This is a genomic window from Vibrio sp. 10N.247.311.12 (assembly GCF_041467515.1).
Classification (GTDB): Bacteria; Pseudomonadota; Gammaproteobacteria; order Enterobacterales; family Vibrionaceae; genus Vibrio; species Vibrio crassostreae_C.
In genome coordinates, this window is record NZ_JBFSUV010000010.1 from 67,379 (window position 1) to 80,982 (window position 13,604).

At 44.0% G+C, this 13,604-nt stretch carries 13 protein-coding genes; 9 read left to right on the forward strand and 4 right to left on the reverse strand.

What is annotated here, in order from left to right; translation table 11 throughout:
* The first annotated feature begins 228 nt into the window (after positions 1–228).
* The 5 genes from AB6E30_RS06645 to AB6E30_RS06665 all read left to right on the forward strand — a co-directional run bounded on the left by AB6E30_RS06645 (position 229) and on the right by AB6E30_RS06665 (position 5,366).
* Positions 229–2,172 carry a polysaccharide biosynthesis protein gene (locus AB6E30_RS06645; RefSeq protein WP_372103029.1) on the forward strand — a complete coding sequence of 648 codons (1,944 nt, stop codon included), beginning with the start codon at positions 229–231 and terminating at the stop codon, positions 2,170–2,172.
* A 144-nt stretch (positions 2,173–2,316) separates the two neighbouring features.
* Complete coding sequence (locus tag AB6E30_RS06650) at positions 2,317–2,499, forward strand: hypothetical protein (protein WP_017063154.1); 183 nt, start codon at positions 2,317–2,319, stop codon at positions 2,497–2,499.
* Positions 2,500–2,725: 226 nt separating this feature from the next.
* Complete coding sequence (gene gpmM, locus AB6E30_RS06655; protein WP_136982268.1) at positions 2,726–4,258, forward strand: 2,3-bisphosphoglycerate-independent phosphoglycerate mutase; 1,533 nt, start codon at positions 2,726–2,728, stop codon at positions 4,256–4,258.
* Positions 4,259–4,606: 348 nt separating this feature from the next.
* Positions 4,607–5,053 carry an HI0074 family nucleotidyltransferase substrate-binding subunit gene (locus tag AB6E30_RS06660; RefSeq protein WP_102320020.1) on the forward strand — a complete coding sequence of 149 codons (447 nt, stop codon included), beginning with the start codon at positions 4,607–4,609 and terminating at the stop codon, positions 5,051–5,053.
* Positions 5,043–5,366, forward strand: coding sequence for a nucleotidyltransferase family protein (locus AB6E30_RS06665; protein WP_102320021.1), 324 nt, complete (start codon positions 5,043–5,045; stop codon positions 5,364–5,366). Before AB6E30_RS06660 ends, AB6E30_RS06665 begins: the two co-directional genes overlap by 11 nt.
* A 15-nt stretch (positions 5,367–5,381) precedes the next feature.
* On the opposite strand, the gene AB6E30_RS06670 is transcribed toward AB6E30_RS06665, so the two are convergent.
* Both AB6E30_RS06670 and AB6E30_RS06675 read right to left on the reverse strand, forming a co-directional pair.
* Entirely contained in the window at positions 5,382–5,507 is a 126-nt protein-coding gene (locus AB6E30_RS06670) for a hypothetical protein (RefSeq protein ID WP_260302023.1), read from the reverse strand.
* A gap of 171 nt (positions 5,508–5,678) precedes the next feature.
* A complete protein-coding gene (locus AB6E30_RS06675) occupies positions 5,679–6,164 on the reverse strand; it encodes a methylated-DNA--[protein]-cysteine S-methyltransferase (RefSeq protein WP_372103031.1) in 486 nt (161 codons plus the stop codon).
* 148 nt (positions 6,165–6,312) lie between these two features.
* Here AB6E30_RS06675 and AB6E30_RS06680 point away from each other — a divergent pair, with 148 nt between their 5' ends.
* Together AB6E30_RS06680 and AB6E30_RS06685 are read left to right on the forward strand one after the other, a co-directional pair.
* On the forward strand, positions 6,313–6,591 hold the full coding sequence (locus tag AB6E30_RS06680; RefSeq protein ID WP_136982271.1) for a type II toxin-antitoxin system RelE/ParE family toxin: 279 nt from the start codon (positions 6,313–6,315) through the stop codon (positions 6,589–6,591).
* Positions 6,591–6,887, forward strand: coding sequence for a HigA family addiction module antitoxin (locus AB6E30_RS06685; protein ID WP_017067998.1), 297 nt, complete (start codon positions 6,591–6,593; stop codon positions 6,885–6,887). The genes AB6E30_RS06680 and AB6E30_RS06685 overlap by 1 nt, the downstream gene beginning before the upstream one ends.
* 62 nt (positions 6,888–6,949) lie before the next feature.
* Here the strand turns inward: AB6E30_RS06685 and AB6E30_RS06690 are convergent, their stop codons facing one another.
* A complete protein-coding gene (locus tag AB6E30_RS06690) occupies positions 6,950–8,299 on the reverse strand; it encodes an MATE family efflux transporter (protein WP_102393334.1) in 1,350 nt (449 codons plus the stop codon).
* Positions 8,300–8,517: 218 nt separating this feature from the next.
* Here AB6E30_RS06690 and AB6E30_RS06695 point away from each other — a divergent pair, with 218 nt between their 5' ends.
* Positions 8,518–8,808, forward strand: a complete 291-nt coding sequence (locus AB6E30_RS06695) for a co-chaperone GroES (protein ID WP_010433998.1) — start codon at positions 8,518–8,520, stop codon at positions 8,806–8,808.
* A gap of 206 nt (positions 8,809–9,014) precedes the next feature.
* Positions 9,015–10,661 (forward strand): chaperonin GroEL, encoded by a 1,647-nt coding sequence (gene groL, locus AB6E30_RS06700; protein WP_017061290.1) that lies wholly within the window; start codon positions 9,015–9,017, stop codon positions 10,659–10,661.
* Between the two features lie 153 nt (positions 10,662–10,814).
* Here the strand turns inward: groL and AB6E30_RS06705 are convergent, their stop codons facing one another.
* The gene (locus AB6E30_RS06705; RefSeq protein ID WP_136975773.1) at positions 10,815–13,235 is read right to left on the reverse strand and encodes an ATP-binding protein; all 2,421 of its coding nucleotides are present in this window, start codon (positions 13,233–13,235) and stop codon (positions 10,815–10,817) included.
* Between the last annotated feature and the right edge of the window lie 369 nt (positions 13,236–13,604).

Here is a 13,604-nt window from a genome sequence, read left to right on the forward strand (position 1 = left end):
GCATGAGAGCGTTGTTCGTGTACACTCTCTTCTTTGTTGGTCGAAAATACCCCAATAGGCTAAAGTTTTTTAAACAATTGGGGCTTTTTTACCAATAACAAATTTAAGATCGAAGTAAATTTCGGGTTGTCGTTTGTAAGCTCTTCTGGCGAACTTCAACCATATTTAGTACTTTCCACTTGTGCAGTCTCTGTGGCTTATTAAATTTAAATAAATAAGAATATTATTATGCAACGTCTCAATTTTATCTGGCAACTTTCTCGCTTACATAAGCGGGTGGTGAGTGTCCTTATCGACACTTTGCTTATCTTAATTGCTCTGCATATTGCTTTGTGGACAAGGTTAGGTGATGTAACACTTTTGAATGACGGCGATAGCTTGTTACTGATGGGCTTAACGGTAATAACAACTGTCCTCATTTTTACAAAAGTTGGACTGTATCGTGCCGTACTCAGATACCTAACTTTTCAAGCACTGTTTGTGGTGATGGCTGGTGCGATATTATCGGCAGTATCTTTGGCCGTATTCGCCTATTACCTGCAAGAGCCTATCCCTCGTACGGTGCCTATCATCTATGGTGCTTACTTAGCGCTATTGTGTGGTGGCTCTCGTCTTGTTGTTCGTAACCTTGTTGCCACTACGTCACCTTCGAAAGACTCACGTCAAGAAGTGTTGATTTATGGTGCAGGCTCTGGTGGTCGGCAGCTTGCGGTCGCACTTCGTGCTTCCGAAGATTATCGAGTACGTGCGTTTATTGATGAAGATAAAACGCTCACCAATACGATGATTTTGGGTTTGCCCGTTATTGTATTAGGCAAAGCGGAAAGGTTGATTGAAAAGCACGACGTTTCTAAAGTCCTACTCGCGATACCCAGCGCTTCTCGTGCTCGCCGTAAGCAAGTATTGGATTTGCTGGCGCAGCTGCCCGTTGAGATTCAAACCGTTCCTGAAATGGCGGATATTGTGTCAGGTAAAGCAAAGATTGATGAGCTTACCGATGTACCTATTGAAGATTTGCTCGGTCGTGATGCGGTTGCGCCTCAGCAAGCTCTGATGGAAGCCAACATCAAAGATAAAGTGGTGATGGTGACCGGTGCTGGCGGCTCTATTGGTTCTGAACTTTGTCGTCAAATCCTCAAACAACAACCTAAAACATTAGTGTTGTTTGAAGTCTCTGAGTTTGGCTTGTACCAAATTGATCGTGAGCTTTCTTTAGTTAAAGAAACCAAAGGTTATGATGTTGAAATCGTTCCACTGTTAGGCTCTGTTCAGCGCTCGCATCGCTTATTAACCTCAATGCAGTCTTTTGGTGTACAAACGGTTTATCACGCTGCGGCTTATAAGCATGTCCCGCTTGTAGAGTACAACGTAGTGGAAGGCGTGCGTAATAATGTTTACGGCACTTACTATACGGCTAAAGCCGCTATTGAAGCAGGTGTTGAATCATTTGTACTGATCTCGACAGACAAAGCGGTGCGTCCAACTAACGTGATGGGCACCACCAAGCGTATGGCGGAACTAGGCCTGCAAGCTTTGGCTGAGCAAGAGAATCAAAAAGAGCACGGCACACGTTTCTGTATGGTTCGTTTTGGCAATGTGCTTGGCTCTTCTGGCTCGGTTATTCCTCTGTTTAAAAGGCAGATTAAAGCCGGCGGCCCACTCACTGTTACCCACCGTGATATTACCCGTTTCTTTATGACCATCCCTGAAGCGGCACAATTGGTTATTCAGGCGGGCGCTATGGGTAAAGGCGGCGATGTTTTCGTTCTTGATATGGGTGAATCGGTCAAAATCACCGACCTGGCAGCAAACTTGATTAACCTTTCAGGGCTTTCTGTTAAGAATGAAGAGAACCCTCATGGTGATATTGAGATCCAATTCTCCGGCCTGCGCCCTGGTGAGAAGTTGTATGAAGAGTTGTTGATTGGCGATAATGTATCCCCAACCGCTCATGAGCGAATCATGACGGCACAAGAAGTGTTCTTACCGATTAATGAATATGACACGCTACTTGAATCTTTGGATTTTGATTGTCATAACCTACAACATGATGCGATTCGCCAGCTTCTTCTCGATGCACCAACCGGGTTTAAGCCGACAGATGGGATAGGGGATTTGGTTTGGAATGCTGCTCAGAACCAAGAAGAGCTCCTTCTAGAGCCTAGAGCCTAGAGCCTAGAACCTAGAACCGATATTGGGTTCGGTTATTTGAATTATGACCTTCCGTTAGCGTGTTTTTTACACAATTCTTTCGAAGGTGTTCTGTTTATTGTCCATAATTACTATGAGCTTTAATAGCGATATGAGGCAGTAATCATGATAATAGATATTTCATCTAATCAAGAAATTGAAGAAAGTTTGGATCAAATATTGTGGGATGATTTTAGCTTTCAATATGTTACCAACAAAACCACAGTGATAGAGCAACCAGCAGTGCATGATCTAAAATCACAGGACGATGATGAAGAGCATGACACTGAGATTAATCTTCTAAACTGAAGAGCCGTGAGGCTACCGTTGTTCCGCTTTTTCAATATGGATGGTGGGGATATAAGTATTCATATCCCTACTTTACTCCCTTCTAAAATGACGCTTTTTTTCACATTCGATCATCCTACCTGCGCCCTTTCTTGATCTTCCGCTACAGTTTTGACTGTAAACTGTAGTAAAATTACGCTAATTTGTTTTTATACCGATTTATTTTGAATTGAACGAGGTCAGTCCTATGTCAGCTAAGAAGCCAATGGCTCTAGTGATCCTTGACGGTTACGGTTACCGTGAAGACAACCAAGACAACGCTATCGCGAACGCTAAGACACCAGTATTAGACGGTCTTATTGCTAACCAACCTAACACGCTAATCTCGGCTTCTGGCTTAGATGTAGGCCTACCTGATGGCCAAATGGGTAACTCTGAAGTGGGTCACACCAACATCGGTGCGGGTCGCGTGGTATACCAAGATCTTACTCGTATCACTAAGTCAATTTCAGACGGCGAATTCGGCCAAACTGAAACGCTAGTGAACGCTATCGATAAAGCGGTGAAAGCTGAGAAAGCGGTTCACATCATGGGCCTTATGTCTCCAGGTGGCGTTCACTCTCATGAAGATCACATCTACGCAGCTGTTGAAATGGCAGCAGAACGTGGCGCAGAGAAAATCTACCTACACGCATTCCTAGACGGCCGTGATACGCCGCCACGTAGCGCAGAAAACACACTGGCACGTTTCCAAGAACTGTTCGCTAAGCTAGGCAAAGGCCGTGTGGCTTCGCTTATTGGTCGTTACTACGCAATGGACCGTGATAACAACTGGGATCGCGTTCAAGAATCTTACGACCTGCTGACTCAAGCAAAAGCAGAGTTCACATTCGACACTGCAGTAGCTGGCCTAGAAGCGGCTTACGCTCGTGATGAAAACGATGAGTTTGTAAAAGCGACTGAAATCAAAGCAGAAGGCGAAGAGTCTGCCGCTATCGTTGATGGCGATGCGGTTATCTTCATGAACTACCGTGCCGACCGTGCTCGTGAAATTACACGTGCATTCGTTCCTGATTTCGACGGTTTTGCTCGTAACGTATTCCCAGCGATCGATTTCGTGATGCTGACTCAATACGCAGCAGACATCCCACTTCTATGTGCATTCCCACCTGCTTCTCTAGAGAACACTTACGGTGAGTGGCTATCGAAGGAAGGTAAGACGCAGCTACGTATCTCTGAAACAGAGAAATACGCGCACGTTACTTTCTTCTTCAACGGCGGTAAAGAAGACGAGTTTGAAGGCGAAGAGCGTCAGCTTGTTGCTTCTCCAAAAGTCGCGACGTACGACCTACAGCCAGAAATGAGCGCACCAGAGCTAACTGAAAAGTTAGTTGCAGCGATCAAAGGCGGCAAATACGACGCGATCGTTTGTAACTTCCCTAACTGTGACATGGTTGGCCACACTGGCGTTTACGATGCAGCAGTTAAAGCGGTAGAGTCGCTAGACGAATGTCTTGGTAAAGTGGTTGAAGCAATCAAAGAAGCTGACGGCCAACTGCTAATCACAGCGGACCACGGTAACGCAGAAATGATGGTTAACCCAGAAACGGGCGGCATCCACACAGCGCACACTAACCTACCTGTTCCACTTATCTATGTGGGCAGCAAAGACGTTGAGTTCAAAGAGGGCGGTAAGCTGTCTGACTTAGCACCAACGATGCTTTCTTTATCTGGTATCGCAATCCCGGCAGAAATGTCAGGTGATGTGATCGTTAAATAGTCAGTAGTTAAATAGTTGTTTGGCTCAGCGGTTCACTGAGCTTTAACGATTTTGAAAGCCCGCACTTCAAAGTGCGGGCTTTTTTATAGATGTGAGATACGAGTAAGCGAGATGAGAAGAGCTTAAGAACGGATGCGTGATGTGAGATACGGGTAAACGAGTAGCGAAGAGCTTAAGGACAGGTATTGGGTAAGAAAAACATGCAGGGGAGAACATAAGGGCACGACCTTAAACAAAAGACGAAAAGAACAGTCTTGATGAATATCGAAAGAGTGACATTTCTTGAATGATTAGGTAGCTTAAGGCTCATACTATACTTGTCTTTTACCTTATATTTAGGCTGTTTATATGAACTCAAACCCAGACCGTTGGAAGCAACGACTGCAAAACTTAATGAAAGCGCAGCAAAGGCTTGAGAGAGCGTGCTCACAAGATAGCTACAATGAGTTAGAGCTCGCTGGGTTAGTACAAACTTTTGAATTTTCTTTCGAACTGACATGGAAGACCCTTAAAGACTTACTTGAGTTTGAAGGGTTTGATGTGGCTTCGCCGAGGAGCGTTTTTCGTACGGCCTTAGAAGCTAAGCACCTGTCTTCGGAGCAGTGTGAGATTATGCTTGAAGCACTCATAAAACGAAATTTATTGTCCTACACCTATGATGAGGAAAATGTCCTTGAAGCTCAGTCACTGATCTTAGAGTCATTTTCACCAGTGATAGGGCAAGTCACACTCTATTTAAAGCTTAAATGTGATCAAGAGGGTCAATGCGAACAAGAGGTTAAATGTGATCGATAGTTATTTGGGTAAACCAGACTCGGTCGGCCTTAAGCCTCATCAGTATCAGCTGATTGAGGATATTGTTTTGAACCATGTCTCAGTCATTCATGCCTGGGTATTCGGTTCTAGAGCCCTTGGAACTTATAAAGATAACTCCGACATCGATATTGTTATCGAGGGGCACGGTATTTCGTTAAGTGTCGTCGCAGGCTTGCAAGATCGTTTAGAACAATCGTCACTTCCGTTCAAGGTTGACTTGCTCGTTAAACATAGAATTACATCGAATGAGCTACTTGCCCATATTGACACTTATGGGATTAAACTAAAGTAACCGAACGTATTATTATCAGCGTAACGGTGATGTTGATTCTTGAACCGATTGTTTACGTTTTGCCAGTTTATCTCGAATCTGAGTACCTGAATTGACTCGGTCATGTTTTTTATCATCAATAGAAAACGATAATAGTTTCATTAGCGCTATAGCTCCATCTCTACGCTTTCGATCTTCATAAGATTCAATCGTATCAGTGGACATTACCATCACCTCTTTGTATGAAATTTTAAATATAGACTATATGTTGTCTGGTGATAATGGCGCTTCTTGATGGTGAAACTTTATATTATTGATCTAGCGAGGTAAGGCTTATTGCGTTCTATCTACAACCGAACGCTCAAAATCCAGTAACCACTCTTTGCGGTTCATGCCGCCGGTGTAGCCGGTTAATGTGCCATTTGCGCCGATGACTCGATGGCAAGGTACAACAATACTAAATGGGTTCTTGCCATTTGCACCACCCACAGCTCTTACTGCTTTTGGGTTGTCCATTCTCTTTGCTTGTTCACCGTAACTGATGGTTTCGCCATAAGGAATGGTTGTTAAAGCCTGCCAAGCTACTTTTTGAAACTCAGTGCCTTTTATCGCTCTTAATGGCAAATCGAATTCTATTCGTTGACCTGCGAAGTACTCATCTAACTGTTTCGCTGCCAGTTGGCAAAGGTCATCTGGATTGCTAATCATTAGCTCTTCGTGATTTACATGGTCAATTTCAATAAGCGACACACCATTGCTCACAATGATCATCTTGCCAATTGGTGCGTCATAAAGCATTTTGTAAGTGGTGTCTTCCATGTCATCTTCCTTCTTTTAGTCTTTTTCTGCTCTCAAGCTCTTCGAATCTCGTATCTGTTTTTGAGGCTCTTCGCATCCCGTTTACCCGAATCTGCTCTTAAGCTGCTTGAAATTTGATTCATGATGCGCAATACGCTACACTCTCTGTATGATTAAAACATTCAAGCATAAAGGTCTCAAAAAGTTTTTTGAGACTGGCAGTGAAGCCGGTATTCAAGCTAAGCATGAGCGTAAGCTTAGGATGCAGTTGGCAGCTATAGATACTGCAACCATTATTGATGATGTTGATCTACCTGGCTTTAAGCTTCACCCATTAAAAGGGGATAGAGATGGTATTTGGTCAATCACAGTAAATGGTAATTGGCGTATTACTTTCGAATTTATTGATGGTAATGCCTATATTTTAAATTATGAGGATTATCACTAATGAGTATGCACAACCCTCCTCACCCAGGTGAGTTTATTTATGACCTATATATGGAACCGTTTGGTTATAGCTGTCGTTTTGTTGCAAAGCAGCTTGATGTATCCCCTTCTACGCTGAATCGTGTTCTTAAAGGCCAAAGTGCAGTTTCTCCTGAAATGGCTTTACGTCTTTCTAAGTCACTGGGTAGAACCCCGGAGAGTTGGTTAACAATGCAGGATCACTATGATCTGTGGCAAGCAAAACAGAACGTTAATCTAGCGAAGGTAAATACGATCAACTTTGCTCTAGCGACATAAATATAACGAAGATGGACTAAGCGCTGCGTAGTCAGCGTTTGTCTTTCAGTTTTTGGTTTGTACTATCCCTCTTCGTATCCCGCATCTGCTTTAGCCCTCACACGAAGTGCAAAGCAATACCCTGAAATACCACCCATGATGTTCCCCAAGGCTAAACCAATAAACAACCCTTCGACACCATCAATTTGGCTGCCTATCCACGCAAAGGGCAAGGTAAACACAAACAAACGCATGAAGCTCCATTGAAAGGCTTTGAGTGGTTGATGCATGGCATTCATTCCACTGATCAGCATCATCACAATACCTTGGAATCCATAGCTAAAGGGGACGACCAACAAGTAATGCCACAAAATGCCTCGTACGGATTCTTCTTGAGAGAACAGGGCAGCTAAGGGGATGCTCAACGGCACCATCATTAAGAAAATCAAACCTTGGAACATCACAGCAAAACGCATACTCAGGAACAGTGCCTTAAAACTGCGTTGTGGGTTGTTTGCGCCAAAGTTCTGCGCCATGAAAGGCGTAAGCGCCGAAGTAAGAGACATCAACACAATGATAAGAATGGATTCAATACGCTGAGCAGCACCATAAGCAGCAACGGCTTCGGTTCCCTGTTTGGCCAACATCATCATTATGATGGCACCCGCTAATGGATTGAGCGCATTGGACAGTGCCGCAGGAGTGCCGATAGTCAGTATTTGATACCAATCGCTAAGGATGTTTTTGATATTCGGTAAAGCCAGAAGCTTTTCTCGTTTAATCAAGATGTACAGCGAGCAACACAAAGCGCCAAACCAACTGAAACCACTTGCAATTGCAGCACCTTGAATCCCTAGTTCAGGGAAGGGGCCGTATCCAAAAATAAGCAAAGGGTCGAGAACGCCGTTGATTAACCCTGCCAGCATCATGATTTTAGCAGGCGTTTTGGTATCGCCACTGGCACGAATAGCGCTGTTGCCTGCCATTGGGATCACTAATAGGGGAATGGTGATATACCAGATCAGCATGTACTCAGAGATCAGAGGCAGTAACTCCGCTTCGGCACCCAATAAAGTAAATAAGGGGTCGAGTGAGATAATGCCAACAGCGGAAGCGCAGCAGACCAGAAGTAGCGCGAGTAATAATCCATGGCAGGTAAAGCGTGCTGCATTTTGTGCGCTGCCTTGGCCAAGCAATCGACCGATACATGTCGATAAGCCAATACCAATCCCCATGGTGATGCAGTTGATGGCAAAGGTGACTGGAAAGGTAAAGCTCACTGCTGCAAGTGCTTGTGTGCCGAGCAGTGAGATAAAGAAGGTATCGACCAAGTTAAACATCAAGATCGCCACCATACCGAATATGGTCGGTATGGTCATGGTACGCAATGTACTCTCAATTGGGGCAGTTAATAGCCCGTGCTTATCTTGCATGCAAAACGCCGATAGAAACCAAAAGCGTAGGATAAACAGATGCGGGATACGAGTAAACGAAAAGCAGGGAAAGATGAGGGGTGAGAATCTGCACTTTAGCTCACAATTTTTTCGTTCCCCCCTTGGGATCTTTCACATCGCCCCCAACATATTGTTTGACCCACGCTAATCGTGGCAACTATCAAAATTTAAATGGAAATTATCAGGAGATAAGACCGATGAATATCCGTCCTCTACATGACCGAGTTATCGTTGAGCGCCAAGAAGTTGAATCTAAATCTGCTGGTGGCATCGTTCTAACTGGTTCTGCCGCAGAAAAATCGACTCGCGGTATCATTCTAGCTGTCGGCAAAGGCCGCATTCTAGAAAACGGTTCAGTGCAACCGTTGGACGTAAAAGTTGGCGATACCGTTATCTTTGCTGAAGGTTACGGCACGAAAACTGAAAAAATCGACGGCAAAGAAGTTCTGATTATGTCTGAAAACGACATCATGGCGATCGTCGAGTAATCTATTTTTCATTTAACTCTCAGTAAAAGTTATCAGAGCCAGTATTGGATGATTCATATCGTCATTCCAGAAATGAGGAACGAATTATCTGGAATCTAAACAGAGTGCGATTTGAGTAGATTCTGAATCACGTTCGTCCCTCACTGTTCAGAATGACGCGATAACGCTGAGACGCCCCGAAACAAAGAATTTGAAAGGAAATTAAGATGGCTGCTAAAGACGTTAAATTTGGTAATGACGCACGTATTAAAATGCTAGAAGGTGTAAACGTTCTGGCTGACGCAGTAAAAGTAACACTAGGTCCTAAAGGCCGTAACGTTGTTTTAGACAAATCATTTGGCGCACCGACTATCACTAAAGATGGTGTTTCAGTTGCACGTGAAATCGAACTTGAAGACAAGTTCCAAAACATGGGCGCGCAAATGGTTAAAGAAGTGGCTTCGCAAGCGAATGACGCGGCGGGCGACGGTACGACTACAGCAACAGTTCTTGCTCAAGCAATCATCACTGAAGGCTTAAAAGCCGTTGCTGCTGGCATGAACCCAATGGATCTTAAGCGCGGTATCGACAAAGCAGTTATCGCTGCAGTTGAAGAGCTAAAAGGCCTTTCTGTTCCATGTGCAGATACAAAAGCTATCGCGCAAGTAGGTACTATCTCTGCGAACTCTGATTCGACAGTAGGTAACATCATTGCTGAAGCGATGGAAAAAGTAGGTCGTGATGGCGTAATCACGGTTGAAGAAGGTCAGGCTCTACAAGACGAGCTAGACGTAGTTGAAGGTATGCAGTTCGACCGTGGTTACCTATCTCCTTACTTCATCAACAACCAAGAAGCGGGTTCTGTTGATCTAGAAAGCCCATTCATTCTTCTTATCGACAAGAAAGTTTCGAACATCCGTGAACTTCTTCCGACTCTAGAAGCAGTTGCTAAGGCATCTCGTCCACTTCTTATCATCGCTGAAGATGTAGAAGGCGAAGCGCTTGCAACTCTAGTTGTGAACAACATGCGTGGCATCGTTAAAGTGGCTGCTGTTAAAGCGCCTGGTTTCGGTGACCGTCGTAAGTCTATGCTGCAAGACATCGCTATCCTAACTGGCGGTACGGTTATCTCTGAAGAGATCGGCCTAGACCTAGAGAAAGTAACGCTAGAAGACCTAGGTCAAGCTAAGCGTGTAACTATCACTAAAGAAAACTCAACCATCATCGATGGCGCGGGCGAAGAAACAATGATCCAAGGTCGTGTTTCTCAAATCCGTCAACAAATCGAAGATGCAACGTCTGACTACGACAAAGAGAAACTTCAAGAGCGCGTAGCTAAGCTAGCTGGCGGTGTTGCAGTAATCAAAGTAGGCGCTGCAACTGAAGTTGAGATGAAAGAGAAGAAAGACCGCGTTGAAGATGCACTTCACGCAACTCGCGCTGCCGTTGAAGAAGGTGTGGTTGCTGGTGGTGGTGTTGCACTTATCCGCGCTGCATCTAAAGTTGCTGGCCTTGAAGGCGACAACGAAGAGCAAAACGTCGGTATCCGTGTTGCACTACGTGCAATGGAAGCGCCTATCCGTCAAATCACGAAGAACGCAGGTGATGAAGAATCTGTTGTTGCTAACAACGTTCGTGCTGGCGAAGGTAACTACGGTTACAACGCGGCGACTGGCGAATACGGCGACATGATTGCAATGGGTATCCTAGATCCAACTAAGGTAACTCGCTCTGCACTTCAGTTCGCAGCGTCAGTTGCTGGTCTTATGATCACAACAGAAGCGATGATCACTGATAAGCCACAAGATTCTGGCCCTGCAATGCCTGATATGGGTGGCATGGGCGGTATGGGTGGCATGGGCGGCATGATGTAATCATCCCCCTTTCTCTATAGCAGAGAAAGTCACACATAAGCTTTAGAAAACGGAGACTTCGGTCTCCGTTTTTTTGCTCTTAAGCCTTATTTATTCGCATCCCGTATCTGTATTTCAGCTTCACCATCACTCTTTTTTTCCAAAGCTCCTTGGTCAGCCTGCCTTGTGCGTAAACTGTTGTTCATCAATTTTTTGCAGCATCATGTCACGCTTAAATGGTTTTGGAAGATAATCGTTCATTCCACACTCGAAGCAACGTTTAATATCATCATCGAGCACGGATGCCGTTAAAGCGAGGATATGTGTTGCCTGAAGTTGCAGGTTTTCTTCATAGCGCCTGATTCGCTCTGTTGCCTCAAAGCCATCTACATTCGGCATCATGCAGTCCATCAAAACAAGGCCGATGTCTTGATGATGCTCTCGATATAAATCAATCGCTTCTTGTCCATCATTGGCAATCAAATAGTCAATCCCTAACTTATCTAAATTGATACATACCACCTTCTGATTTACGCGGTTATCTTCAACTATGAGGACTTTTTGACGTACAGTCGCTTCTATCGGCTCAGGTTGATGTTGAGGGGGTTGTGGCTGTGACCTTTCAAGCACGGAGTTCAACATGCTACTTAAGCGGGAACCGAGCATAGGAAGAGTCACATAGCCTGAGATAAAATGACACTCACTCATAGGATCACTAAGATTATCTTTCACTATGATGATTTTCACCTCTGGTGCTAAGCGATGCAGTGTTTTGGCTTGGTTAATATCTTCCATCAAAGCGATCTCTGGGAGGTCAGTTGCCGCCAAGTTTGTTTCGATTGATTTTAGTTGTGGTGAGTAACCAAGGCGGAACAAGTCATCGAGTAAAAGTTTCGATGGCGCATCTGAATAATAGACAACGGTTTGTTTACGATTTTTATGTTCAGAATGATCTGATGGCACTACGGTTAATTGGAAATGAAAGCAACTGCCCACGTCCTTCTCTGACTCAACGTTTATCGAGCCTCCCATCATTTCCACCATACGTGACGAAATACTAAGCCCTAATCCGGTCCCCGCAATATTGGAGGTGATGTTGGTATCTTCTTGGCAAAACGCTTTGAAAATGTGCTCTTGTTGGTCTGCTGCGATACCAATACCCGTATCTCGAACAGAAAACTCGACCACACACTCTGTTTCCAATGATGGAAGCCGTTTAGCGGTGAATACGATAGAGCCTTGTTCTGTAAATTTGATCGCATTTGAGGCTAAATTCATCAACACTTGGCGAATTTTATTCCCATCAACATGAATGTACTCTGGGAGCTCGCCATCAATTTCAACTTCCAACTTAATCTGCTTTTGATAAGCTTTAGAAGAAATCAGAGTCACGCTATCAAACAGCAGCTCTCTTAAGTCTGTCGTATGTGGATTAATTTCCAGTTTACCCGATTCAATTTTGGACAGATCGAGAACATCGTTGATCAACATAAGTAAGGTTTGAGAAGAGGTATAGATAGTCCCAAGGCAGTCTTTCTGTTCTGCGGATAGTTTGGTTTCTGCCAGTATTTCTGACATACCAATCACGCCATTAAGCGGTGTCCGTATCTCATGAGACATATTGGCAAGAAAGGCACTTTTTGCACGGTTTGCTTGTCGTGCTTTCTCTTGTGAAACAATCAATTGAGTTTCAAGTTGACTGGCACGCCACACAACATAAAGCAGCACCAGTAACGTCACCCCTCCTAATGCGGCTGTCGATAAGTAGCTGTACGACTTTATCTGCGTCAGGCTCTCTGCGATCTGCTTGGGTGTTTCGGTGAAAAGTAAGTTGAGCTCATCTTCAACATGATAAATACTGCTGGTGAGTTCTCCTTTGAGGCCGCTATCAGAGCTGTACCCGACACTCTTTAACCCTCGCTGCAATCGCCAAAAGTGGCGTTTAAAATTATTAAACGAAGCTAATGCACTGATCGTTCGGGAATTCTGTTCTATTTCATCTTGGATTTTGAACAATGAATCGACAATCTTATCTAATGTTGTCTGATCAAAATCGGTAAAGAACTGATACATGAGATCTTGTGTTTCTAAAGTCAATTCTTCAAGCTGCACATTATTGGATTCATGTACGAAGCGCTCAAGTGTCAACGCTGCATTTTTTAGTTTCTCAATGAGCCCAATTTGGTCCCTCTTGCCATGTATGCTGACTAACTCAAGGGCTAATAATGTAAAGGCGGTGTGGTACTCGTCGAGATACTCGACAACTTTGGCATAATTAAAAGAAATATTGAGGTCGCTTCGTACGATTTTCCCATCGATCTCAGCCAGTTTTTCGATCAGCTGACTTCGCTTTATATTGAGTTGTTCTTGAATCTCTGGTTGCCTTGTGGAAACAAACTGCTGCTCTTGTCGTCTGACAGAGAGCATAACGCTATAAGCTTCAGAAAGACTGAGCTGGAGATTAATCATGTCCTGCTCTTTGTTCTTCAGAGCATGGCTAACATAGATATAGAGGCCTAAAAATAACACGATAGCCAAAAAACCACGCGAAATAATCGCTTTAATGGTCTGTTTATTCGTAGGTTCCTTAATCATGCTATTCCCGCTGTTTCATATCGTTCTATTCCTATATTAGAATTTAGTTTATTTTCAGAATTTTACGAACATTAGTTTTTGAATACCTGAGGTCTGTTGAGCTTTTATCAATAAATTTTTTAGGATGACATCGCTTTAGATGCGGCAATAAGTGTGTGGGCTATAAGCTTGTGAAACATGTTGATTTTCTCGCCTAGATTTTTGTTTGGAATAATAAGCGTTAGAGCGGAGGTTTCGGTCTCTGTTTTTTTTGCTTTTCGCATCTCGTTCACTCGAATCCCGCATCTGCTCTTAACCATTGCTCTTTATGATTTAGCGGCTTATATTCAACAGTACAGTTATTACATTGATTTAACATGGGTAGCTGTT

What these genes read in the sequence shown, in the direction of transcription:
- AB6E30_RS06645 (WP_372103029.1), top strand. Translation starts at nt 229, where the DNA reads ATGCAACGTCTCAATTTTATCTGGCAACTTTCTCGCTTACATAAGCGG.
- AB6E30_RS06650 (WP_017063154.1), top strand. Translation starts at nt 2,317, where the DNA reads ATGATAATAGATATTTCATCTAATCAAGAAATTGAAGAAAGTTTGGAT.
- gpmM (WP_136982268.1), top strand. Translation starts at nt 2,726, where the DNA reads ATGTCAGCTAAGAAGCCAATGGCTCTAGTGATCCTTGACGGTTACGGT.
- AB6E30_RS06660 (WP_102320020.1), top strand. Translation starts at nt 4,607, where the DNA reads ATGAACTCAAACCCAGACCGTTGGAAGCAACGACTGCAAAACTTAATG.
- AB6E30_RS06670 (WP_260302023.1), bottom strand. Translation starts at nt 5,507, where the DNA reads ATGAAACTATTATCGTTTTCTATTGATGATAAAAAACATGACCGAGTC.
- AB6E30_RS06675 (WP_372103031.1), bottom strand. Translation starts at nt 6,164, where the DNA reads ATGGAAGACACCACTTACAAAATGCTTTATGACGCACCAATTGGCAAG.
- AB6E30_RS06680 (WP_136982271.1), top strand. Translation starts at nt 6,313, where the DNA reads ATGATTAAAACATTCAAGCATAAAGGTCTCAAAAAGTTTTTTGAGACT.
- AB6E30_RS06685 (WP_017067998.1), top strand. Translation starts at nt 6,591, where the DNA reads ATGAGTATGCACAACCCTCCTCACCCAGGTGAGTTTATTTATGACCTA.
- AB6E30_RS06690 (WP_102393334.1), bottom strand. Translation starts at nt 8,299, where the DNA reads ATGCAAGATAAGCACGGGCTATTAACTGCCCCAATTGAGAGTACATTG.
- AB6E30_RS06695 (WP_010433998.1), top strand. Translation starts at nt 8,518, where the DNA reads ATGAATATCCGTCCTCTACATGACCGAGTTATCGTTGAGCGCCAAGAA.
- groL (WP_017061290.1), top strand. Translation starts at nt 9,015, where the DNA reads ATGGCTGCTAAAGACGTTAAATTTGGTAATGACGCACGTATTAAAATG.
- AB6E30_RS06705 (WP_136975773.1), bottom strand. Translation starts at nt 13,235, where the DNA reads ATGATTAAGGAACCTACGAATAAACAGACCATTAAAGCGATTATTTCG.